Source organism: Pannonibacter carbonis (assembly GCF_003012935.1).
GTDB lineage: Bacteria > Pseudomonadota > Alphaproteobacteria > Rhizobiales > Stappiaceae > Pannonibacter > Pannonibacter carbonis.
The window spans coordinates 80,977-102,446 of sequence record NZ_PUDR01000009.1 but is presented as its reverse complement, the minus strand read 5'-3'; the positions used below and the strand labels follow the sequence as shown (position 1 = coordinate 102,446).

Annotated in this window: 22 protein-coding genes; 7 read left to right on the top strand and 15 right to left on the bottom strand. The window is 62.2% G+C overall.

Features of this window, described 5'->3' with window-relative positions; translation table 11 throughout:
* From C8348_RS13845 to C8348_RS13820, 6 genes are all read right to left on the bottom strand, one after another.
* On the bottom strand, positions 1-1,296 hold the full coding sequence (locus C8348_RS13845) for a CpaE/TadZ family protein (protein WP_106753936.1): 1,296 nt from the start codon (positions 1,294-1,296) through the stop codon (positions 1-3).
* Positions 1,297-1,318: 22 nt separating this feature from the next.
* The gene (locus tag C8348_RS13840; protein WP_198647050.1) at positions 1,319-2,026 is read right to left on the bottom strand and encodes a CpaD family pilus assembly protein; all 708 of its coding nucleotides are present in this window, start codon (positions 2,024-2,026) and stop codon (positions 1,319-1,321) included.
* 10 nt (positions 2,027-2,036) lie between these two features.
* On the bottom strand, positions 2,037-3,545 hold the full coding sequence (locus C8348_RS13835) for a type II and III secretion system protein family protein (RefSeq protein ID WP_244294011.1): 1,509 nt from the start codon (positions 3,543-3,545) through the stop codon (positions 2,037-2,039).
* A gap of 1 nt (position 3,546) precedes the next feature.
* Positions 3,547-4,314 carry a Flp pilus assembly protein CpaB gene (cpaB, locus tag C8348_RS13830; protein WP_106753934.1) on the bottom strand — a complete coding sequence of 256 codons (768 nt, stop codon included), beginning with the start codon at positions 4,312-4,314 and terminating at the stop codon, positions 3,547-3,549.
* A 186-nt stretch (positions 4,315-4,500) separates the two neighbouring features.
* A complete protein-coding gene (locus C8348_RS13825) occupies positions 4,501-5,013 on the bottom strand; it encodes an A24 family peptidase (protein WP_106753933.1) in 513 nt (170 codons plus the stop codon).
* 101 nt (positions 5,014-5,114) lie between these two features.
* A complete protein-coding gene (locus C8348_RS13820) occupies positions 5,115-5,288 on the bottom strand; it encodes a Flp family type IVb pilin (RefSeq protein WP_106753932.1) in 174 nt (57 codons plus the stop codon).
* A gap of 378 nt (positions 5,289-5,666) precedes the next feature.
* On the opposite strand from C8348_RS13820, the gene C8348_RS13815 reads away from it, so the two are divergent.
* The 5 genes from C8348_RS13815 to C8348_RS13795 all read left to right on the top strand — a co-directional run bounded on the left by C8348_RS13815 (position 5,667) and on the right by C8348_RS13795 (position 10,080).
* Positions 5,667-6,137 (top strand): pilus assembly protein N-terminal domain-containing protein, encoded by a 471-nt coding sequence (locus C8348_RS13815; RefSeq protein ID WP_106753931.1) that lies wholly within the window; start codon positions 5,667-5,669, stop codon positions 6,135-6,137.
* Entirely contained in the window at positions 6,137-6,715 is a 579-nt protein-coding gene (locus tag C8348_RS13810; protein ID WP_106753930.1) for a TadE/TadG family type IV pilus assembly protein, read from the top strand. The genes C8348_RS13815 and C8348_RS13810 overlap by 1 nt, the downstream gene beginning before the upstream one ends.
* Positions 6,709-7,332 carry a TadE/TadG family type IV pilus assembly protein gene (locus C8348_RS13805; RefSeq protein ID WP_106753929.1) on the top strand — a complete coding sequence of 208 codons (624 nt, stop codon included), beginning with the start codon at positions 6,709-6,711 and terminating at the stop codon, positions 7,330-7,332. Before C8348_RS13810 ends, C8348_RS13805 begins: the two co-directional genes overlap by 7 nt.
* A 148-nt stretch (positions 7,333-7,480) precedes the next feature.
* On the top strand, positions 7,481-8,896 hold the full coding sequence (locus C8348_RS13800; protein WP_106753928.1) for a bifunctional enoyl-CoA hydratase/phosphate acetyltransferase: 1,416 nt from the start codon (positions 7,481-7,483) through the stop codon (positions 8,894-8,896).
* Positions 8,893-10,080: an acetate/propionate family kinase gene (locus tag C8348_RS13795; RefSeq protein ID WP_106753927.1), complete on the top strand. Its 1,188-nt coding sequence runs from the start codon at positions 8,893-8,895 to the stop codon at positions 10,078-10,080. Before C8348_RS13800 ends, C8348_RS13795 begins: the two co-directional genes overlap by 4 nt.
* Before the next feature lie 2 nt (positions 10,081-10,082).
* Here the strand turns inward: C8348_RS13795 and C8348_RS13790 are convergent, their stop codons facing one another.
* Positions 10,083-11,060, bottom strand: a complete 978-nt coding sequence (locus C8348_RS13790; RefSeq protein ID WP_208983756.1) for a phosphate/phosphite/phosphonate ABC transporter substrate-binding protein — start codon at positions 11,058-11,060, stop codon at positions 10,083-10,085.
* Between the two features lie 62 nt (positions 11,061-11,122).
* Here C8348_RS13790 and C8348_RS13785 point away from each other — a divergent pair, with 62 nt between their 5' ends.
* A complete protein-coding gene (locus tag C8348_RS13785; protein ID WP_106753926.1) occupies positions 11,123-11,740 on the top strand; it encodes an HAD family hydrolase in 618 nt (205 codons plus the stop codon).
* A 31-nt stretch (positions 11,741-11,771) separates the two neighbouring features.
* Here C8348_RS13785 and C8348_RS13780 read toward each other — a convergent pair whose 3' ends face one another.
* The 7 genes from C8348_RS13780 to C8348_RS13750 all read right to left on the bottom strand — a co-directional run bounded on the left by C8348_RS13780 (position 11,772) and on the right by C8348_RS13750 (position 18,902).
* Positions 11,772-12,803 (bottom strand): histone deacetylase family protein, encoded by a 1,032-nt coding sequence (locus C8348_RS13780; protein ID WP_106753925.1) that lies wholly within the window; start codon positions 12,801-12,803, stop codon positions 11,772-11,774.
* Positions 12,804-12,808: 5 nt separating this feature from the next.
* Positions 12,809-13,798 carry an aldose epimerase family protein gene (locus tag C8348_RS13775; protein WP_106753924.1) on the bottom strand — a complete coding sequence of 330 codons (990 nt, stop codon included), beginning with the start codon at positions 13,796-13,798 and terminating at the stop codon, positions 12,809-12,811.
* A 15-nt stretch (positions 13,799-13,813) separates the two neighbouring features.
* On the bottom strand, positions 13,814-15,313 hold the full coding sequence (locus C8348_RS13770) for a phosphomannomutase/phosphoglucomutase (protein WP_106753923.1): 1,500 nt from the start codon (positions 15,311-15,313) through the stop codon (positions 13,814-13,816).
* Positions 15,314-15,381: 68 nt separating this feature from the next.
* Entirely contained in the window at positions 15,382-15,879 is a 498-nt protein-coding gene (locus C8348_RS13765; RefSeq protein WP_106753922.1) for a retropepsin-like aspartic protease family protein, read from the bottom strand.
* A gap of 122 nt (positions 15,880-16,001) precedes the next feature.
* Positions 16,002-16,913: a ribokinase gene (locus C8348_RS13760; RefSeq protein ID WP_106753921.1), complete on the bottom strand. Its 912-nt coding sequence runs from the start codon at positions 16,911-16,913 to the stop codon at positions 16,002-16,004.
* A 29-nt stretch (positions 16,914-16,942) separates the two neighbouring features.
* Positions 16,943-17,572, bottom strand: a complete 630-nt coding sequence (upp, locus tag C8348_RS13755) for a uracil phosphoribosyltransferase (RefSeq protein ID WP_106753920.1) — start codon at positions 17,570-17,572, stop codon at positions 16,943-16,945.
* A gap of 88 nt (positions 17,573-17,660) precedes the next feature.
* Positions 17,661-18,902 carry a DUF1688 family protein gene (locus C8348_RS13750; protein ID WP_244294010.1) on the bottom strand — a complete coding sequence of 414 codons (1,242 nt, stop codon included), beginning with the start codon at positions 18,900-18,902 and terminating at the stop codon, positions 17,661-17,663.
* Positions 18,903-19,142: 240 nt separating this feature from the next.
* On the opposite strand from C8348_RS13750, the gene C8348_RS13745 reads away from it, so the two are divergent.
* Entirely contained in the window at positions 19,143-20,387 is a 1,245-nt protein-coding gene (locus C8348_RS13745; protein WP_106754056.1) for an MFS transporter, read from the top strand.
* 21 nt (positions 20,388-20,408) lie between these two features.
* On the opposite strand, the gene C8348_RS13740 is transcribed toward C8348_RS13745, so the two are convergent.
* Positions 20,409-21,401 carry an adenosine deaminase gene (locus tag C8348_RS13740; RefSeq protein ID WP_106753918.1) on the bottom strand — a complete coding sequence of 331 codons (993 nt, stop codon included), beginning with the start codon at positions 21,399-21,401 and terminating at the stop codon, positions 20,409-20,411.
* Between the last annotated feature and the right edge of the window lie 69 nt (positions 21,402-21,470).

Sequence of the window (21,470 nt, the reverse complement as noted above, 5' to 3'; positions counted from 1 at the left end):
TCAGGCTCCCTTGCCTTTTCTCAGCAACCCCATCAGCGCACCAAGGGGCGAGCGACGGTTTTTACGCGGATCGACCTTGCCCGACACCACCTGCGCCACGTGGTTCAACATTTCGTTGACCGCATGCCGGCTATCCAGCTCGGCAACCATCTGGCCATTATTGGCGGCGGTCCCGAACAGATGCGGATCAAACGGAATGGCGGCCAGAACCGGCAGGTTCAACGCCTTGGCGAATTCGTCCGGCTTGATTTCCGGCCGCTTCGGCATGCCAACACGGTTGAGCACGAGATGCGGCAGATGATCGTTGGGCCGCATCTGCCGCAAGGTATCAACGAGATTCTTGGCATTGCGCAAATTTGCAAGATCCGGCTCCGCCACCATCACCACCTCATCGGCAGCGATCAGCAGATGCCTCACCCAGCCATTCCAGGAATGCGGCAGGTCCAGAACGATGGACGGGGTCCCCTGGCGCATCACATCGACAAGCTGGTCGAAGGAATTGTCGGTGTAGTCGTAGGTACGCTCCAGCGAGGCAGGCGCAGCCAGCAGGCTGAGATGCTCCGAGCATCGCGACAGGATGCGATCCAGGAAGGTTTCATCAAGGCGCTCGGGAGCCGAGACAGCCTCGAATACACCCTGCAGCGGATCCTGATTGTAGTCGAGGCCAGCCGTTCCGAACGGCAAGTCGAGATCTGCGAGAACGACTTCATTTTCGAAGGAACGGGCAATGCCGAAAGCGACATTGTGCGCGATCGTGGAGGCACCTGCTCCGCCCTTGACACCGAAAAAGGCCACTGTACGTCCCAGCGGCTCCGCCTGCGGATCGCTGTACAATGCCCCGATTGCACCGATAACCTGCAGGATCGACACGGGAGCAACGAGATACTCGCTGACACCCCGCGTGATCAGTTCGCGGTAAAGCGCCACGTCATTCAGCCGGCCAATCACTACGACCTTGGTCCCGGCATCGCAATATTCAGCAAGACGGTCCAGTTCCGGGATCAGCGTCGATGGATTGGCGCCGGCCTCCAGGATGATCAGGTTCGGGGTTGGGGCTTGGGAATAGAATTCGACCGCACCCGGGATGCCGCCCATGTGCACCTTGAGGTGTGCCTTGGTCATGCGCCGGTCTTCGCCCGCAGCCTCAATGGTGCGGGCCGTTTCTGCATCCATGCAGAAGGCCTGGATGGAGATCCGCGGCACAGAGCGGACATCGTAGCTGCTGTAGCTGGCGGTCTCGGATACGTCGATATCCAGCGGATCGCCCGGCAGGTTCTGACTGAGCGCGCTGCTCATCGGCTGATCTCCCTAAGTGTCATCAGTTTCCGCCGCTGCCACCAGCGCTGGAAATCCGGGCGCCATCGCCTTCCTTGTAGTTGGCTGCGGTCTGCTCACCACTTCGATACTTGGCGAAGACAACCGCGCGGCGGTTCTGGTCTGCGGCACCCTGGGCGCGGGGCCCGAGCAGATCCGCAGGATTGGCGACCATGGCAGCCAGGTTGGCCTGCTGGGAGCAGCCGTAGTTGTAGTAGTCGACATTCGGGCCGATGCCGCCGCCGATATTGTCCGGCCAATGACCGCAGGTCCCGGCGCTTGCCTTCACCCTGGAATAACCAATTCGAATGGGGGCGGTGGCGGACGGATCCCCAACCGGATACGAGCGAACGGCGATCTGGCGTGCGGGGACGCCGCCTTTGGCAAGAGCGCTGCGGATCTGCGGCGCAAGCGCGTGGCCAGCGGATTCAGTTGCCGCTCCGGACGGCACCAGGATCTCGACACCGCCGACGCCCTGCGCCCGAGCTTCACTGCCAAAAGCGGCAATCCGCCCGGTATAGTCGTGGCTGAGCCGACGGGTTCCGGGGGCGACCGGCAGGTCCAGCGTCTCCGGCTGCTCTGTCACCAGGATCGGATGCCGCAGGCGATAGTCGTTCGACGCCATGGCAGCCGTTGTCTGCGGGCTCTGGCAGCCGGCAAGTGCCGCGCCAAGAGTAGCGACGACGCCAAGGGCCATAATCGGATTGCGCATCGACCGCTCCTTACTCGTAAATGAAGCCGACCTGGCCATGATATGCTCCCCTGAGACCCGGCGTGTTGTAGACCTTGTTCAGACGGTTCAGGAAAATGCTCTCCGCGTCGCTGGCCGGGGCAAGGTTCTGGTCCGGACGCGACAACTGGCTGGCAGCCACCGGGCGCACCACATAAGGCGTCACGAAGACGACCAGTTCGGTCTGTTGACGCAGGAAGTCACGGCTCTTGAACAAGGCGCCGAGGACAGGCAGTTGCATCAGGCCGGGGACACCGGAGATCGACTGCTTGTAGCTCTCACGCAGCAGGCCGGCGAGAACCAGCGTACCGCCGGACGGCAGTTCAACAGTAGACTCAGCCCGCCGCACCTTGATGGCCGGAATCACGAGGCCACCGAGATTGACCGCGCCCTCGTCCGTCAGTTCACTGACTTCGGTCTTGATGCGCATGCTGATATTGCCCTCGCTGAGGACGACAGGCGTGAAATCGAGACCGACACCGAACTTCTTGAACTCCAGACCAATGGTGTCGTTGTCCTGGCTGACCGGGATCGGGAACTCGCCACCAGCCAGGAAGCTGGCGTTTTCGCCCGAGATTGCGGTCAGGGTCGGCTCGGCAAGGGTGCGTATGACACCGTCACGCTGAAGCGCACGAATCTGGGCATTGATGTTGGTGCCGCCGGCCAGGAAGCCCATGCCCAGTGCGGACTGGACGGCCGAGCCGGTGTTAACCGGGAACTGGGCCGGCGAATTGAAAGATGGCGTGAAGTTGCCGGCGCCGATGGTGCCGGAGAGGCTGACGCCGAGTTGCTTGATGATGGAGCGCTCGACCTCGGCAACCGTGACCTTGAGCTGGATCTGATCCTTGCCGGCGACGGTGATCATGTTGAGGACGGCAAGATCATCTTCCTGACTGCCACTGGAGGCACCCGCCTGGGCGCCGCCGCCCTTGCTGGCCTGAGTCGCCTGTTTGGCAAAACGGTTTGCAATATCCATTGCGCGCTGCGCATCGCCGGTCGACGGCGCTGTTCCGGTGAGGATGTAGTTCCCGTTGATGGTTTCGGCGCGGATCTGGGCATTTGGCAGGAGCCGCTTCAGGATGGCGTTGAGATCGGAGGAATCCGGCTCGACGCGCACGCTGAAGGAGGCCAGTTCCTGGCCAGACGTTCCGAAGAGGACGATGTTGCCCTGGCCGAAGCGCTTGCCGACGACGAAGACGCGGTTGCGGCTGCGGACGACACCATCTGCAATGCTCGGGTCCGAGACCAGCACATCCGCGACCGGATCGGCGATCTCGATGACCACGGAACGGCCAAGACCGACGCGCAAAAGCCGTTCGCCAGACCGGTCGCCGGCGGCCACATAGACATTCTTCGGGAAATCCTCAGCGCTGACCGGTCCCGATGCCGAAACCATGGCGGCGAGGAGAGCCACGGCCACAAAGGCAAGTGTGGCTATGCGCTTCACGATCATCGCCGGGTCCTTTGTTGTCTTGATGTGCCGGGGCATGACGAACCACATGTCACTGCCCTCCGACCTGGCTGGAGACGCCATACTTCACAAAGCTGACGCCGCCTCGGGTCCGTCCCTGTTCCGGTGCGCCATCGGCAGAATCCTGCGCGCTGCGCAGCGCCAGCGAGATCTTGCCCAGTTGCTGGGCCAATGAAACGGTTTCGGCTTGCTGCGGGGTCAATTCCAGCGTGGCCGTGCGGTCAGGCTCGAGCGTCTTTTCGGACTGCTCACCGGCCGTGGTGGTGTCGATGGCGAGGACCCGGACATTTTCCATGATGGTTTCGGACGTTCCGCGCCCCTGGGTCTGACCGGCCTTGGTCAGGATGACATCGACCTTGTCTCCGGGAAGGATGAAACCGCCGGCAGCCGTCTCGGATTCAATCGCCACAGCAACTGCCCGCATGCCTTTCGGCAAAATCGCAGCCATGAAACCGCGATCCGTCTTGATCAGGCGCTGTTCGCTAATCGGTTCGCCAACATAGATGGGGGCCTTGGCAATCTGGCCGACAAGTGTCTGCTCGGCATCCGGTTGGCCCTCGCGGGTGATTGCGCCCTGGGGCACCACCTGGATCGGCCAATCAACCCAGCTGAAATCGCCCTGGCCGATCTGGTCACCCAACTTGATATCCCGGCTAGCGACGAGGACTGGCAACGTCGTGGGTACGGCCGTGGGGGCATCCGCCACAATTTCCTCGGAGCCGGACGTCATGACCATGCGCGCGGCCAGCAGGCCGGCACCAAGGGCAACTCCCAGGACTAGAAGACGGGCATATTTCATCGCAAACCACCCACACTCGAAACGCCACGGATTGCGTTCCTGCGTAATGTGGGCGGCAAATGGTCAAAACATGGTTAATTGAGCATAAGTAGGAATGGTTAACACGAATTAGGATTTACATATGGAAAATCAAAAGGCCGCGAAACACATTCGCGGCCCTCAAAAACTCTGCTTACGAAATCTGAATCAGGCAGCAGGGATCCAGTTGAACCAGCTAGACTGAGGGTAAACTTGTAAGGCAGCTACAGCGATTGCGATCCCATAGGGAATACCGCTACGGGAGTCGTGAAGTCGCAACGCCCATTCCTGCCGTCTGAGAACGCCGGGCAAGTAAGGCATCTGGCGCGCGGACACGAGCGCAATAGTCAGCAGCATGCCGTAGAAGGCAGTCAGAATGAGGAAACCCGTCAGATGGTCCGACAACCCGAACCATAGCGCAATCGCGCTCGCCACCTTTGCGTCACCGCCGCCCATCCAGCCTGCAGCAAACAGTCCAAAAGATATGACCAAAACAAGCGCACCGGCAACCAGATGAAGGCTGAACTGGCCAAAAGGCATACCCGTTGCCATAGCCATGACAACAAATGCGCTGGCAAGCATCAGAGACACACGGTTTGGGATCGTCATGGTCAAAAGATCGGAGGCGGCTGCGAATGCAACTAGCACCGGAAAGACAACAAGAATGGCGGCTTCAAGCATGAGGAACCTCGCACGCCCTGAACGCTGCTAAAAAAAATGCCAGGAACGGCCTGGCAACCGGCCCGCCCGGGTTCCGGGCGGGCAACGTTCAAGCAATCAGCTTACTTGGCCTTAGCCAGTTCCGTGCTGATCTTGGTAAAGACGGCGCCCAGATCGGTGCCGATGGTGGCAACAGTGCCGACGATGACGACCGAGATCAGACCTGCGATCAGGCCGTATTCGATAGCGGTTGCACCAGACTCATCCTTGGCGAAACGGGCGAAAATGTTCTGCATGATTTGCTCCTATCACATGTTTTGACAGCTCTAGTTCGCCGGCCTTGTTTCCAGCCGTTCGAACATGATGAGACATTACCCCCGATATCTTTCGATCTCGTTAAAATTGTCCCTATCGATAGCGGTGTTTGCTGTAGTCGTCATTCTGGTTAATCTTGTGTTTATTAAGCATGTACGTTTTTACTTGTATTGAGATTGTTAAGGGCAACTCTTTCCCATCACGTCCAATACTCCGCCAGAATCCTCGGAAAATGAGCGGCATGAGTACAAACCGGCGCCTTGCGTTAGGGCTTCATTCACCAAACCGAGGCACCATTCGCCTGATGAACAGTGGCTGCGCGTATCCACGCGGGGCCTGCCCTGTTAACGGAGTGGCTCATGCCCCGCCTGATGATGCCTGTCCTTGCAACTTTTGCCGCGACACTGATGACCTTGACCTGGGGAAATGCCCTAGCAGGCGACAGCTCGGTTGACGTGTTCGTGGACCGGGCAAAAGTGTTCAAGATCCAGCAACCGGCGGATACGGTCATCGTCGGCAATCCGGTGATTGCCGACGTCACAATGCATGACCGCTACACCGTCGTCGTCACGGGCAAGACGGCCGGCAGCACCAACCTGATCATCCTCGACAAGGATTCCAAGCCGATCATTGACGAGTTGATCAATGTCGGACCATCTCCGACGGATCTGGTCACCGTCATGCGTGGTACGAACCGGTACACCTATGCCTGTTCGCCCTATTGCGATGCGTCTGCGCAGGTGGGTGATGAAAAGGATGCTTTTGAAATCACCTCCAAACAGATCACCACGCGAAACGAGATGGCCATTCAGGCTGCAGGCGGAAACTGATGGTGAAGGTCATGCCAAACAGGCCTGAGAATGAGGGCAATCCGCCGCTTCGGGCAGAGGGCCGCAGTCCTTTCCGCCGGTTCAGGAAAGATCGCAAGGGTGCCCTTGCGATCGAGTTCGCGTTCGTCATCGTCCCGTTTCTGGCCCTGATGGCCGGGATTATCGAGTTCGGCTTGTCCTTTGTCGTCAACCGGACCCTGGATTACGCGGTTGCAGAAAGCACGCGCCTGATCAAGACAGGCCAGGCCCAGAAAGCCAGCTTCGACAAGGCGCGCTTCAAGGCGGATGTTTGCGCCAACATGGCCACGTTCTGCGACAACGCCAGGCTCGAGATCGACGTGCGGACCTTTGACAATTTTGCCTCGATCAAGAATCTGCCGCCGATGGTGGGGAACGATGGCAACTTCGCCGGTGGAATGAACTACACGAACAGCACCGGTGGGCAGATCGTTGTAGCCCGCGCCGTCTACACCTGGCCGATGTTCACCGCATTGCTGGGAACCGATCCCGGTGACGCCGGAACAAAGCGCTTTCTTTATTCCACGCAGGTCTTCAGAAACGAGCCCTTCCCATGGTGAACTGGACCTTCTGGAAAAGACCCGACCGGGTGAACCCTCAAGCCGATGGCCCGGTGTCGCCGCAATCGACCGGTCTGGCTTCATTCGCCCAGGACCGCCGGGGCGTCGCGGCCGTCGAATTCGCGCTCGCCCTGCCGGTCATGCTGATCCTGATGATCGGATCCGCCGAGACAACGGAAGCGCTCAATTACAAACGGAAAGTGAACCAGGTTGCGATCTCGCTTGCTGACCTTGTCGCGCAGGCGGAAACCGTGTCGAAGGCGGACATGACCGATATCATGTATGCCTCCAGCCTGATCATGGAGCCGTATTCGGCTTCGAAACTCAAGGTGATCGTTGCCAGCATCGAGTTCGATGCCAAGGGTGCTGCCAAAGTTGCCTGGAGTATCAATGAATCGGGCGGAACCCCTTGGACGAAAGGCTCCAAGCCGCCCATCAGCATTCCGTCGGGCCTGAACAATCCCAACACGACCATGATCGTTGGCCAAACCAACGGGCAATATATTCCGACCTTTGCCGAGCTGGCCCAGAACATCATGCCCCGGGCCACGTCCATTGACATGGAAGGCATTTACTTCCTGCGCCCGCGCTTTACCGAATCCGTGACGATGAAATAGCACGGTCAGGATTTGACCCGACCGGCTGCCAAAAACAGCGGTCGCCGGGCTTGCGCTGTGTCATAGGGCTTTGGTCGAAATGCTGCAAAAAGGAGTGCGCAGCGCGCCTCCCCGCGCTGCACCATTTCGAACCGAAAGAGCAGGGCTGATGGCCAGCAACAAGACATTTGACCAGATCACTGTCGGCGACAGTGCGACCGTGACCCGTGTCTGTACTGCGAATGATCTCTACATCTTCGCGCATGCCTCCGGAAACACGAATCCCCTGCACCTGCCCAACACCGACTGGACCGGCGATGGCCGCGTGGATCCGCCGTTTGCCCCCTCCATGTGGATCGGCGCCCTCGTGTCCGCCGTCCTCGGCAACATCCTGCCGGGGCCGGGGACGGTTTATCGGACACAGAGTTTTACGTTTCGCAATCGTGTCATTCTCGGCGATGCACTGACGGTAACAGTCAGCGTCCTGGCCAAGGAGGCGGACCGGCTGGTGCGGCTGGCAACGACCGTCGTCCGGACCGACGGGACAGTGATTGCGGACGGCATTGCCGAAGTTACCGCCCCGGACCAGACAATCACTTTTGATGCCACGGATCTGCCTGCCCTGCTTGTCGAGCGCCACCAGCATTTCGACAAGCTCATCGGCTATGCCCGCATGCTGCCGCCCTTGATCACGGCAGTTGTCGCTCCTGATGATGTGAACTCGCTCGGCGGCGCGCTGCTGGCGGCCCGCGAGGGGCTGATCCACCCGATCCTGATCGGTGCCCGGGCACGCATCGAGGCGGCGGCAGCGGAGCTGAACCAGAGCCTCGACGGATTCGAGATCATCGACATCAGTGATGAATCGGAAGCCGCAGCCAAGGGCGTTGCCATGGTGCATGAGGGCAAGGTCAGCGCCGTCATGAAAGGCCACCTGCACACGGACCATCTGCTGCATCACGTGGTCAAGCGCGACGGCGGATTGCGCACCAGCCGGAGGATCAGCCATGTGTTCGTGATGGATGTTCCCGGCCGCAAGACGCCGGTCATCATCTCCGATGCGGCAATCAACATTGCGCCGGACCTGATGACCAAGGTCGACATCATCCAGAACGCCATCAACGTCGGCCTTGCCATCGGCATGGAGCAGCCGAAGGTTGGCATTCTCTCGGCCATCGAGACAGTCAATCCGGCCATTCCCTCGAGCCTTGATGCGGCCATCCTGTCGAAGATGGCAGAACGCGGCCAGATCACCGGTGGTCTTGTTGACGGCCCCCTGGCCATGGACAATGCCATCGATCTTCAGGCGGCACGCACAAAGGGGATCACGTCCCTGGTGGCCGGTCACGCGGAAGTGCTGATCGTGCCAAACCTAGAGTCCGGCAACATGCTGGCGAAGGAACTGACCTTCATCGCCCATGCAGAGGCCGCCGGCCTCGTGATCGGAGCCAAGGTGCCGGTGGTACTGACCAGCCGCTCGGACGATGACCGGGCACGGCTGGCATCCTGTGCCCTGGCGCTGCTCTATGATCACTGGCTGAAAGCCGGGGAAACGGCAGTGACTGGCGAATTGGGGCCTGCCGAATGAGCGGCCTGTCATCGGAGCGCAACCCCGTCATTCTGGTGCTGAATGCAGGATCGTCATCAATCAAGTTCGACCTTTATGCCGGTCAGTCAGAACTGGTTCGCGGACAGATCGAGGGCTTGGGTGCATCGCCAAGGCTGAAGGCAACCCGGCTTGAGGACGGACAGGACCTGTCACGGCCGCTGTCGCACGAAGAGGGGCATGACCACAAGACGGCACTCGGCGTCCTCCTGGCCCTGATTGCCGAGACAGTCCCGGGACTTGAGGTAAGCGCAGTCGGTCACCGGGTGGTACATGGCGGGATAGCCCATGACGCCCCGGTGATCGTCACGGACGAGGTCATGGCCGCGCTGGAGAAGCTGGTGCCGCTGGCACCGCTGCACCAGCCGCATAATCTCGCCGGCATCCGGGCGGCAAGTGCGGCCTTTCCCTCGGCCGTCCAGGTCGCCTGTTTCGATACGGCGTTCCACCGGGCGCACCCTTGGGTGAATGATACCTTCGCCCTGCCCCGCACCCTTTATGACGAGGGTGTCCGGCGCTACGGCTTCCACGGCCTGTCGTATGAATACATCACCGAGCACCTGCGCCAGACACGGCCACAGGCGGTGGTGGGGCGGCTTGTGGTCGCGCATCTGGGCAATGGCGCGTCCATGTGTGCCATCAACAATGGTCGCAGCATCGGCTCGACCATGGGCTTCACCGCGCTCGACGGCCTGCCCATGGGCACGCGCTGTGGCCAGCTCGACCCCGGCGTGGTGCTGTATCTCATGGCCGAAAAGGGCATGGATGCCGCAGCGATTTCTGATCTCCTCTACAAGCAGTCCGGGCTGAAGGGCCTCTCGGGCCTGTCGCAAGACATGCGGGAACTGGAGGCGGCGGGAACAGCCGAAGCCCGGCAGGCGATCGAGTATTTCGTCTTCCGGGTGAAGCGCGAGCTGGGTGCCATGGCAGCGATCCTGTCCGGGCTTGATACGCTGGTGTTCACGGGTGGCATTGGCGAGAACGGAGTGAGTGTGCGCTCGGCAGTCTGCCGCGACCTCGGCTGGCTCGGCGTGGAGCTGGACGAGGCCCGCAATGCGGCGCGGGAAACAGTCATATCCGCAGACAGTTCACGCGTTGCAGTGCTGGTCATCCCGACCAACGAGGAAGAGATGATCCGCCGGCATACGGCCACGCTGATCGGGTGAGATCACGGCTGCGGCAGTTCCTCCGGTGCGGCGGAGGCCTCCGTCGCCGCTGTGCCGGAGAGTTGCTGCAGCTTGGCCTGTGCCTCAGGCCGGTAAGGATGCAGGGCTCCGGTCAGCGTTGCGGCGTCTGTGGCGGCGAACCCTCCGCCGAAGTCGGGTTCGATGGCGAAATAGGCGCCCGGCGCATCGTCGATCAAGGTGGTCAGGACGGATCGCAGCCGGGCCCGCACTGCTGGCGGCAGGCTGCTGCGCACTGCATGCACCGCATAAGGCAGGCGTGGGGACTGCCAGACCACGCTGAGGCGGCTCATGTCGAGACGGGTGGAGAGATAGGCCTCGTTCAGCGTGCCGGCAGAATAGCCGAACTCGGGATCACCGATCAGGGTTGACCAGACCAGGGCCGCCTCGACCCGTCCGTCAAACAGCGCTCGCAGCCCTTCGCGCGGTCCTTCAACCCTGACGAGGGCCGAGAAGAATGTCGCCGGATCAGTGCCTTGGAGCACTAGACCTGCAAGCGGCATCCGGAAAGCCGCGCTGGACGCGGGATCACCGACAGCAAGACGCCGGCCGGCGAGATCGGCAACGCTCGCGGCCTGGCTTGCGCGGGCCACAATGACTGCATGAAACCCTTCCGCCCCCTCCCCGTCCATCGGCACCACCAGTGGATCAAGACAGGCACAGGCGGTTTGCGCAACACCATAGGCGGAGGCGGACAAGCGCAGGAAATCGACATCGCCGCGCACGAGCGCATCGGTAGCCGCCCCCAGCGTGTCCATCAGAAACAGGTCGACGGGCAAGGCAAGCCGGTATTGCAGTTCCTCGCGGAATGGCTCGACCCGCTCGCGCATGTCCTCCTGCGCTGCGGTGACAACAGCAAGACGGAGCCGGAACCCGGCCGCAATGTCCTGGCTGCGCAACGGCATCGGAGTTGCCAGAAGGATACCCAGGACGAGGATGACACGGGTGAAACGGGCCGCCATGCTCAGGCCACCTTTGCTGATTCTTCTTGCCATTCTACACCCGCAAGCCTCGAGGCACCCGCATGACTTCCCCTGTGACCACGGTCGTATTCGACATCGGCAATGTTCTGATCGAATGGGACCCGGAGCATCTCTATCGCCGGCTGATCCCCGATGCGGACGCCCGGCAACAATTTCTGAGTGATGTCTGTTCGCCGGCCTGGAACCTGGAGCAGGATCGCGGGCGAAGCTGGGCCGAGGCTGTCGCAGAACGGGTAGCGCTTTATCCAGAGCATGCGGACCTGATCCGCGCCTATGACGAAGGCTGGCACGAGATGGTCCCGGGCGAGGTTCCCGGATCAGTCGCGCTGCTTGGGGAATTGGCTGAAGGCGACGTGCCGCTTTATGCGATTACCAACTTCTCGAACGAGAAGTTCGCGGAGGCCAAGGCCCGCTTTCCGTTCCTTGCAACCTCCTTCCGCGACACGGTGGTGTCGGCGGAAGAACGGCTGCTGAAGCCCGAGCCACGCATCTACGAGGTGCTGCTGGAGCGGAACGGCCTGACCGCCGAGGCCTGCGTCTTCATCGACGACAGCCTGAAGAATGTCGAAGGTGCACGCGCCGTCGGCATGGCGGCGATCCATTTCACCGGAGCCGGGCCATTGCGTCTCGAACTCCGGCGCATGGGGTTTGGCGTTTGAGGGGGTACTCCGCAGTGGCCCGCAAAGGCCCCTAGCCGTTCAGGAAACCCTCCAGAACGTTGACGCAGTTGATGCCGAGGGCGTCGACGGCGTAGCCGCCTTCCAGAACGAAGAGCGTCGGCTTGCCAAGGCGGGCAAGCCGGGCGCCGATCCTAAGGTAATCGTCGGAGACGAGGCGGAACTTCGAGATCGGATCGTGCTCATAGGTGTCCAGACCAAGCGAGACGATCAGGACATCGGGCGAATAGACGCCGAGCCAGCGATAGGCCTCTTCGAAAGCGATCGAGTAGCCACTCCAGTCGGTGCCGAGCGGCAGCGGCCAATTCTGGGTGTAGCCCTTGCCCGCCTTCTCGCCTGTCTCGTCCGCATGGCCGAGGAAGAAGGGATAGTCGTGCCTGGGGTCGGCGTGGATGTTGAGGACCATCACATCGGACCGCTCGTAGAAGATCGACTGGGTGCCGTTGCCGTGGTGATAGTCAATGTCGAGGATGGCAACGCGGGCGGTGCCCTGGTCGCGCAGCCACTGTGCCGCGATGGCGGCGTTGTTCAGGAAACAATAGCCGCCAAAGTAATCCGCTGCCGCATGATGGCCGGGCGGGCGGCAGAGGGCGAAGGCGGCGCGGTCTCCCTCGCGCAGGAAGCGCGCTGCGGTCAGCGCCGTATTGGCACTGGCGGTTGCTGCCTCCCAGGTGTTGGCCGTCAGCGGAGTTCCGGTGTCAAAGGAAAAGCGTCCGAGCAGGCCATCGATGCTCTCCGGTGCCGGGGTGGCGCGCAGCTGGCGGATGGGCCAGACATAGGCAAAGGCATCCCGGTCACGCCCCGCGGCCGTCCAGCGCGACCAGAACGTCTCCATGAAGGTCAGGTATTCGGGCGTATGGACCCGCTCCAGCGGCGCACGGCCGAAGTCCTGCGGCGTCCAGATCGGCCCGATCTTGCGGCGAAGGATTTCGTCGCGGACGATTTCCGCGCGCTGGGGAATTTCCACCGCTTCGGTCAATTGGCCGTCGGCGATCTCCATCTTCGGCGCGTGAACCAGTTGCGAAGATGAGAAAACGGTTTTCATCGTGTCTACTCTCCCGGATGAAAACGGAACTCGGTCAGCTGATGATAGGTCTCGCCCGGACGAAGAACAGCCCCGGCGAAGTCCTTATGGTTGGGGCTGTCCGGCCAGCGCTGCGGCTCGAGGCAGAGGCCGGCATGCGGGCCGAACCGGCGGCCGTCCGGACCGGTGAAGGGCAGCCCGAGACCGGAGCCATCATAGACCTGCAGGCCCGGCTCCGTGGTCCAGAGTTCCATGGAAACACCGGATGTCACGCCTTCAAGCACCGCGGCAAGACGCGGTTCCAAGGCCACATCCCGGCTGAGGCAGAAATTGTGGTCGTAGGTTCGCGGACCGGAGACACTGCGCAGATGGCGGAAATCGAAGTCCGAGCCCGCAACCGGGACGATGTCACCGGTCGGGACGCCATGGCCGTCGACTGGCAGATAGTCCTCGCCGAGAATCTGCAGGCGATGCGCCAGCACATCGGCCGAGCCGTCCAGATTGAAGTAGCTGTGATGGGCGATGTTGACCAATGTGGGCGCGTCGGAGACCGCTGTGATCGACAGGCTCAGCACGGCTGACCGAAGAAGGGAGAACCGCGCCTTGAGCGTGACTGTGCCGGGATAGCCCTCTTCACCGTCTGGCGAGACGAGGGAGAGCAGCACGCTGTCTGCGGTCAGCTCGTCGACAGTCCAGATCCGCTTGTCAAAGCCGGTGGCGCCGCCATGCAGATGCGTGCGGCTGCGCTCGTTGCAGGTCACTTGATACGCGGTGCCGTCCAGCATGAAGCGTCCGCCGGCGATGCGGTTGGCATAGCGTCCGCACAGCGCGCCGAAATAGGCGCCATGGGTCACATAGTCTTCAAGGCAGTTGAGGCCAAGGACGAGAGGCCGCCCCGCGAGACGAAGATCGCGCAGGGTGGCCCCGTAGGTCAGGATGCTGGCTTCCAGCGATCCGGCCCGCAGGGTGACTTCATCGACGGCGACGCCGTGAAGGCTGCCAAAGGGTCGGATCATTCCAACAGCTCCAGCTCAGATCGTCTGGTTGTAGGCGCCGACTTCCGGGTTCTCCCGGAGCACGGCGTCAACGGCCTTGAACATCTCGTGCAGGCGCGCTTCGGAGGCCGGGCTCTCGATGACGACAACCAGCTCCGGCTTGTTCGACGACGCGCGTACCAGACCCCAGGTGCCATCATCGGTGACGACACGGATGCCGTTGACGGTGATGAGATCCGTGATGGCGTGGCCGGCGATCTTCTCGCCCTTGGCCTTCATGTCCTGGAAACGGGCAATCACCTTGTCGACGATGCCGTACTTGATCTCGTCGTCGCAATGCGGCGACATGGTCGGCGAACCCCAGGTCTTCGGCAGGTCACGGCGCAGGTCAGCCATGGTCTTGCCCGGGTTGCGGTCAAGCATGTCGAGGATGGCGATAGCCGACACCAGGCCGTCGTCATAGCCGCGGCCGATCGGGGCGTTGAAGAAATAGTGACCCGACTTCTCGAAGCCGACGATGGCGTTCAGCTCGGTGACGCGGCGCTTGATGTAGGAGTGGCCGGTCTTGTAGTAGTCGGTCACCGCGCCATTGGCCTTCAGCACCGGATCGGTGTTGAAGAGGCCGGTCGACTTCACGTCGACGACAAACTTCGAGTTCGGGTAGATCGCCGAGATGTCGCGGGCGAGCATGACGCCGACCTTGTCAGCGAAGATTTCCTCGCCCTCGTTGTCGACCACGCCGCAACGGTCGCCATCGCCGTCGAAGCCGAGACCGACTTCCGCACCAACTTCCAGAACCTTGTCGCGCAGGGCATGAAGCATCTTCATGTCCTCCGGGTTCGGGTTGTAATTCGGGAAGGAGTGATCCAGCTCGGCATCCAGCGGAATGACCTCGGCGCCCAGCATCTCCAGAATGCGCGGCGCGAACGCACCGGCCGTGCCGTTGCCGCAAGCCGCCACGATCTTGATCGGGCGCTTCAGCTTGGCGCGGTCCGTCAGGTCCTTGATGTAGATGTCCGGGAAGTTCTCGACATAGCGGTAGCTGCCACCCTGCTTCAGGGTGAAAGTCGCATTGAGAACGATATCCTTCAGACGGCCCATCTCGTCCGGCCCGAAGGTGAGCGGGCGGTTGATGCCCATCTTCACGCCGGTCCAGCCGTTGTCATTGTGCGACGCCGTGATCATGGCAACCGCCGGCACATCCAGCGCGAACTGCGCGAAATAGGCCATCGGCGACAGGGCAAGACCAATGTCATGCACATTGATGCCAGCCGCCATCAGGCCGTTGATCACAGCCAGCTTGATCGAAGCGGAGTAGCTGCGGAAATCATGGCCGACGACGATGTCCGGGCGCACACCGCGCTCGTGCATCAAGGTACCAATGCCCATCCCGAGGGCCTGCATGCCCATCAGGTTGATTTCCTTTTCGAACAGCCAGCGCGCGTCATACTCGCGGAAACCGGTCGGCTTGACCATTGGTCGCGCTTCGTAGGCGTAGGTGTTGGGCTTCAAATGAGCTTCGGGCTTGGGAAACATGCAAAACCTCTTGGGGGCTTCAGATTGGAAAACCTAAACAATGCGGGGGATCAACAGCCGGCTGGACATTATTGAACAAGCACAAGAGTGTCACCCGAAATGTCAAAGCGCTCCAACCTGCGCAAGGCGGACATGCCAAGCAGAGCCTTAGACAGGGAAGCATCCGGTAACACCATGGCCTCCACTTCGGACAACCGGATCGAACCCAGACGAAGTTGCTTCAGGACAACCGGCGCGGCAGGAATCGTGCCGTTCGCGGTCGTGGCAGATGCCGTGAAATCGTCTTTCTTCAACGACAGGCCGGCTCGACGCGCCACGGACTGCGGCAGGGCCACGACAGTGGCTCCGGTGTCCACCAGCATTTCGACCTGCTTGCCGTTGATTTCGGCTTCAAGAACGAAGTGACCTCTGGCGTCTGCCGGGATCCTCATTGTGCGTGATTGTGACTGCGCCGCCTTTTCAGGCGATGTGTCCTGCTTCTGGCTGGAGATCCAGTCGCCAGCCCATTGCGGTACGAATGGCACGAGCGCCACCAGCACCAGAACCAGCACAAGATACCGGACCATCCCGCCTCCGCTTCAACCCCACAGAGCTTTCCGGAGCGGGACAATAGACGGTCAAGCTGAACGCCCAATGAACATCCCTGTCAGTTCAGGAGGGGCTAGCCGGGAAAACCGGAGACCAGACGTCAGCGGCGATCGACGGAGAGTGTTGCTGCGAGACGGGCGATATCGCCTGCGGCCGGTGCGCTGGACTGTGCGCCAGTCACAGTGCAGGCAAGACTGCCCGCCGCAACGCCCTCAGTCAGGGCCTGCACGAGGTCTCCGCCGCGATCCAGAGCCGCGGCAAAGGCACCGCAGAACGCATCGCCCGCGCCGGTCGTGTCGACGACGTCGACCTTGGGCGGCGCCAGCGTGAACAGCGATGTTCCATCGTGCGCAAGGACACCCTTTGATCCGAGTGTGACCACCGCAATGCGCCCGGTTGCGGCAAGGGCAGCAGCATAGGCCTGAGGCTCATGCGGCAGACCCAGAATACGGGCGATGTCGGCAGCTTCGCTTTCGTTGGAGATGGCAACATCCGCGCGGGCCGCGAGGTGGGCCACCGCCGGATCTGTGGCGGGCGCGGTGTTGAAGATCACCCTGGCTCCCGCCGCATGGGCTGCGTCGATTGCTGCGCTGGCCTCAGTCAGAGGAATTTCCGCCTGCATCAACAGGGTCGTGGATGGCGACAGCTGCCCGTTGAGCCAGCCGGCGGAGACCCGCGCGTTGACCCCGCTGCCAACGATGATGAGGTTTTCGCCGCCGCTCTCCACCCCGATCATGGCGATCCCGGTTGCCCCTTCCAGCCGATGCAGGGCCGAAAGGTCGACGGCAGCAGCCTCGAGGTTGGCAAGCGCCGGGGCGGCGAAACTGTCGTTTCCGACCGCCCCGATCATCTTTACCTGTGCCCCGGCACGCCGGGCCGCAAGCGCCTGATTGGCCCCCTTGCCGCCGGCAAAAGTCTGGCAATCGGGACCCGCCGAGGTTTCGCCTGGAAGAGGCAAACGCTTGACCATGACGACGAGGTCAAGGTTGATCGAGCCGAAAACGATGATCATCGCACGCCTCCTTCCAGAGTGGTTCTGGCTTACTTGGTGCCGTACATCCGGTCGCCCGCGTCACCTAGGCCGGGAACGATGTAGCCGTGATCGTTCAGCTTCTCATCGATGGAGGCGGTGTAGACCGGCACATCCGGATGGGCCGCGTTGAACTTGGCGACACCTTCGGGAGCTGCCAGCAGGCAGAGGAAGCGGATGTTGTTGGCCCCGCGTCCCTTAAGCTTTTCCACGGCCGCGATGGCTGAGTTCGCCGTCGCCAGCATCGGATCGACAACGATCACCAGACGCTCGCCGAGATCTTCGGGAGCCTTGAAATAGTATTCGACCGGGGTGAGGGTTTCCGGATCGCGGTAAAGGCCGATGTGGGCGACGCGGGCAGACGGCACCAGATCCAGCATGCCTTCGAGCAGGCCGTTGCCGGCGCGCAGGATCGAGGCGAACACGAGCTTCTTGCCAGCGAGCGTCGGCGCCTGCATCTCGCAAAGCGGCGTTTCAATCGTGATCTGGGTCAGCGGCAGGCCGCGCGTGACTTCGTAGCACAACAGGGTCGAGATCTCGCGCAGCAGACGGCGGAACCCTTGGGTGGAGGTGGCCTTGTTGCGCATGATCGTCAGCTTGTGCTGGACCAGCGGGTGATCGACGACAATCGCTCCAGACATGTTGGCTTGCTCCTTCGGTCCGTGTGTGCGGTTCTTGTGCGGCCTCACCGGCCGCAATTGGTGTGTTCCCCTATGCCCCGGTCAGGCATCAAAATACAGTCCCGTCGCTGAGGATATTGACGGGCCCCACGCCATCGGCGCGTTTTTCCCGCGCAATCTCGCGGCCGGCAGCCCGCGTGCCCCCCTCGACAATGCAGGACAGCGGCAGGTCGTCTTCCGTGGCCTGAAGCTCGCGGCGAATGGACAAGGCGAGCTGGTCAAGCAGGGCGACTGTGAGCGCCCGGCACTCGGTGACATATTCACTGCCTGGCTCATGCGGCTGCTTTGCCTCGGCCAAGTCGCGCGGAAGGAGGATCCCGCTATCGAGAAACAGTACACAATGATCGCGATCCGCAAGCCCCGTCAGCGCGCTCAACTCGAACACTTCCACCCCGGCCCAGGCCAGTGGCTCGATCAGCGAACCGGCAATCCACTGTGACAGCATGTGCAGGGGCATGAGTCCCGAGGTAGCATCCGCTGTCACAAGCCTGCTGTGGCCCCAGGTGTCGCCAAGGCCGATGCCATTGAGCACCGTCCGCTCCGGCCAGACCGGGCCAAGGCCTTCCAGCACCAGATCGAGAATACGCACCGCAGGAATCGCGCCCTGCTGGCCTTCATCATAGAGAATGTCGAACAGTCCACCGGGACGCGGCTCATCCTCACGGGCGAACAGGTCCGGACGCAGCCCGATGGCTTCACCGAGGCGGTTAAGCAAGGTCATGCGTCCGGCCAGCCCCTCAAGCCTGTTTCCCGGACCGGACTGGAAACCGGCAACGAGTTCAGCCTCCTCGATCCGCATCAGGGCATGCGCGTCGGCGCGCAAGGGGTCCTCGGGAACGGCGGAGAACAAGCCACTGGCGAGCATGGCGAGGGAAGCGATGGACAAGCCTGCCGGCCCTGCGAACAGTTCGCCAGATACATCCTCGGCATAGTGCCAGGATGTGCCGGGATGTGCGTTGGTCACACAGGAGACGATGGCGAGGTCAAAGGCCGCGCGGCCCATCTCACGCACATCGGCAAAGCCCCTGGCCCCCGCCAGCATATCCCACCGATCCAGTCCGCCAGCCTCGAAATGCCGCCAGCAGGATTGCAGTGGCACCGCCAGATCCGGATAGCGGCGACGAGTTGTGGCAATCACCCGGTCAGCGAGGGCGGGCAAGTGGGAAAGATCGACCGTAAAATGCTCCAGATCACCGGCAAGACCCAGTTCCAGCAAGCGGTTGGCGCGCTCTCTGACCGCAGAGGCGGCAAGAAGCGACAGGGCTGGCGAGGCGGAGGCGGGATGCGGCAAGACAGGATCCGATGCGTCAGGGCACGGATGAAAGGCTCCGTGCGGAAAACTCTGGTTGAGTTTGAACTCTGTCCGCAAACGCCGGCAATGAAAAGTCAAACGCCGGCGGGCATACGAAGCATCGGTTGAAAAAACTGCCCGGCCCCTGTGCGGCCTTGTCGCAGGCACAGTCATTGAGGCAGCATGAAGACCGTGCTTCGCGCTGCCCCGCACGCCTGTTCCGCCAGTTGGATGCCCTTCATGTCCACCGTCCTCTCGATTGCCGCCCTCCTTATCGGCTCCGCCCTGCTGCTGATGGCGGGAGGTCTGCATGGCCTCCTGCTGCCGATCCGCGGCCTTGCGGAAGGGTTTTCCGACACCTCGCTTGGCATGCTGGGGGCGGGCTGGGCTGTTGGCTATGTCGCCGGCTGTCTGGCCGTTCCGGTGATCGTCAAACGCGTCGGGCATATCCGCACCTTCGGCGTGCTGGCCTCGGTGGCGGCGATCACCATGCTGCTGAACCTTTTGTTCCTGACGCCGATGGTCTGGGTGCCGCTGCGCGCTGTCACCGGCTTCTGCTTCGCCGGGGCCGCGATGATCGTGGAGAGCTGGCTGAATGAACGTGCCTCCAACCAGACGCGCGGCAAGATCTTCGGGATCTACACGATGATCAACCTGGGGGCGACAACGGTCGGCCAGATGCTGCTGACGCTTGGCGATGCGACGGGCTTCGTCTTTTTCGTCGTCGGCTCGATCATCTATTCGCTGTCGCTGCTGCCCACGGCCCTGTCGACAGCGGCAACACCGACACCGTTGACGCAGGCACGGCTCGACATCGGCGCGCTGTGGCGCAATTCGCCGGTCGCGGTGGTCGCGGTGCTGCTGATCGGCATCTCCAACGGCGCGTTCGGCACGCTCGGTGCCGTCTATGGCCGCAAGATCGGACTGTCGATCAGCGACATCGCGGTGATGATGTCACTGGCGCTGCTCATCGGCGCGATCATCCAGATCCCCGTCGGCCTGCTGTCGGACAGGGTGGACCGGCGCGCGGTGCTCGTGGGCATGGGCATCCTTGCTACGATAACCGGACTGGCCCTGTCGGTCGCCGACAGCATGGGACCGATTGCCGTGATCGTGCTGGTGTCGGCCTTCGGCGGGATGATCTATTCGATGTATCCGGTGATCCTGGCCCATGCCAGCGATCATGCCGCACCCGGCGACTTCCTCAAGACATCGGGTGGCCTGCTGCTGATCTTTGGCGCCGGAACGATGGTGGGGCCGGTGGCCGCGGCCGCGCTGATGAGCGCATCGACCCCGGGAGCCCTGTTCCACGTCACGGCGGCGGCGCATCTCGCGATGGTGCTGTTCACCGCCTGGCGCATGACCCGCCGCGCTGCCGTGCGGGTGGAAGAGAAGTCGGACTTCGTGCCCGTCATTGCCACGGCGCGGTTCTCGACACCGGAATCGTCCGTGCTGGATCCACGCGCGGACGAACGAGCCGCCTGAGGGCTGCTCAGGCTACGCCGATCAGGTCTTGGCGCTGTCGAGGCGGGCGAGCAGGCGTTCCTTGGTGCCGCGATCACAGAAGGCAGCCTCGATGGCTGTCCGGGTGATGGCGCGCTGATCCTCCGGGCTCCAGCCGAATGTCTTGGCCGTTTGCGAGTATTCGCGGCCAAGGGTGGTGTGAAAGAACGGCGGGTCGTCCGAATTGAGCGTCACCCGCACGCCGGCGCGGCGCAGCAGGTTGATCGGGTGGAAGCGCAGCACAGGGTAAAGGCCAAGCGCCACGTTGGATCCCGGGCAGACCTCCAGCACGATACGCTCTTCTGCAAGGCGCTCGACCAGCGCCTTGTTCTCGATGGCGCGCACACCGTGGCCGATGCGCTTGACGCGCAGGAAATCCAGCGCCGCCATGATGCTTTCCGGCCCGCCGAATTCGCCGGCATGCGCCGTCAGCCCGAGACCTGCCTCGCCTGCCATGCGGAAGGCCTTGGCGAAATTGGCCGGATGGCCTTCGCGCTCATCACCGGCAAGACCAAAGCCTGTGACCAGTGGATGCGGATTGGCGATGACGTCCTTTGCCACCTTTTCGACCGCCGTCGTGCCAAAATGGCGGACGCCGATGGCGACCATGCGGCCTTCAATGCCCGTCTCGGCCTTCGCCCGCTCAATGCCGGCAGCCAGACCTTCGACATAGGCCTTGTAAGAGAGGCCCGCCGCTGTGGCATGGTCGGGCGAGATGAAGATCTCGCCATAGATCGCCCCTTCCGCAGCCAACATGCGGAAATAGCTTTCGCTGAGCTGGGCATAGTCGCCCGGACGGCGGAAGACGGAACTCGCCAGGTCGTAGGCCGACAGAAAGGTGGTGAAATCGGACCAGATGTAGCGGCCGTTCGCGTCGATGATCGCAGATACGTCGACGTTTTCCCGCTGGGCAAACTTGCGCACGAGACTGGGCGGTGCCGCACCTTCGATGTGGCAATGCAGTTCCGCCTTCGGGACGTTTACCTCACCGGCCATGCGCTGTCCGTGCCTCACTGCTGGCAACCGCCACCTGCGACTCAGCGCGGGGCCGGTTGCCAGCCCCGC

Excerpts from the sequence above, each read along its gene's own strand:
- C8348_RS13845 (WP_106753936.1), bottom strand. The coding sequence starts at position 1,296 with ATGAGCAGCGCGCTCAGTCAGAACCTGCCGGGCGATCCGCTGGATATC.
- C8348_RS13840 (WP_198647050.1), bottom strand. The coding sequence starts at position 2,026 with ATGCGCAATCCGATTATGGCCCTTGGCGTCGTCGCTACTCTTGGCGCG.
- C8348_RS13835 (WP_244294011.1), bottom strand. The coding sequence starts at position 3,545 with ATGTGGTTCGTCATGCCCCGGCACATCAAGACAACAAAGGACCCGGCG.
- cpaB (WP_106753934.1), bottom strand. The coding sequence starts at position 4,314 with ATGAAATATGCCCGTCTTCTAGTCCTGGGAGTTGCCCTTGGTGCCGGC.
- C8348_RS13825 (WP_106753933.1), bottom strand. The coding sequence starts at position 5,013 with ATGCTTGAAGCCGCCATTCTTGTTGTCTTTCCGGTGCTAGTTGCATTC.
- C8348_RS13820 (WP_106753932.1), bottom strand. The coding sequence starts at position 5,288 with ATGCAGAACATTTTCGCCCGTTTCGCCAAGGATGAGTCTGGTGCAACC.
- C8348_RS13815 (WP_106753931.1), top strand. The coding sequence starts at position 5,667 with ATGCCCCGCCTGATGATGCCTGTCCTTGCAACTTTTGCCGCGACACTG.
- C8348_RS13810 (WP_106753930.1), top strand. The coding sequence starts at position 6,137 with ATGGTGAAGGTCATGCCAAACAGGCCTGAGAATGAGGGCAATCCGCCG.
- C8348_RS13805 (WP_106753929.1), top strand. The coding sequence starts at position 6,709 with ATGGTGAACTGGACCTTCTGGAAAAGACCCGACCGGGTGAACCCTCAA.
- C8348_RS13800 (WP_106753928.1), top strand. The coding sequence starts at position 7,481 with ATGGCCAGCAACAAGACATTTGACCAGATCACTGTCGGCGACAGTGCG.
- C8348_RS13795 (WP_106753927.1), top strand. The coding sequence starts at position 8,893 with ATGAGCGGCCTGTCATCGGAGCGCAACCCCGTCATTCTGGTGCTGAAT.
- C8348_RS13790 (WP_208983756.1), bottom strand. The coding sequence starts at position 11,060 with ATGGCGGCCCGTTTCACCCGTGTCATCCTCGTCCTGGGTATCCTTCTG.
- C8348_RS13785 (WP_106753926.1), top strand. The coding sequence starts at position 11,123 with ATGACTTCCCCTGTGACCACGGTCGTATTCGACATCGGCAATGTTCTG.
- C8348_RS13780 (WP_106753925.1), bottom strand. The coding sequence starts at position 12,803 with ATGAAAACCGTTTTCTCATCTTCGCAACTGGTTCACGCGCCGAAGATG.
- C8348_RS13775 (WP_106753924.1), bottom strand. The coding sequence starts at position 13,798 with ATGATCCGACCCTTTGGCAGCCTTCACGGCGTCGCCGTCGATGAAGTC.
- C8348_RS13770 (WP_106753923.1), bottom strand. The coding sequence starts at position 15,313 with ATGTTTCCCAAGCCCGAAGCTCATTTGAAGCCCAACACCTACGCCTAC.
- C8348_RS13765 (WP_106753922.1), bottom strand. The coding sequence starts at position 15,879 with ATGGTCCGGTATCTTGTGCTGGTTCTGGTGCTGGTGGCGCTCGTGCCA.
- C8348_RS13760 (WP_106753921.1), bottom strand. The coding sequence starts at position 16,913 with ATGATCATCGTTTTCGGCTCGATCAACCTTGACCTCGTCGTCATGGTC.
- upp (WP_106753920.1), bottom strand. The coding sequence starts at position 17,572 with ATGTCTGGAGCGATTGTCGTCGATCACCCGCTGGTCCAGCACAAGCTG.
- C8348_RS13745 (WP_106754056.1), top strand. The coding sequence starts at position 19,143 with ATGTCCACCGTCCTCTCGATTGCCGCCCTCCTTATCGGCTCCGCCCTG.
- C8348_RS13740 (WP_106753918.1), bottom strand. The coding sequence starts at position 21,401 with ATGGCCGGTGAGGTAAACGTCCCGAAGGCGGAACTGCATTGCCACATC.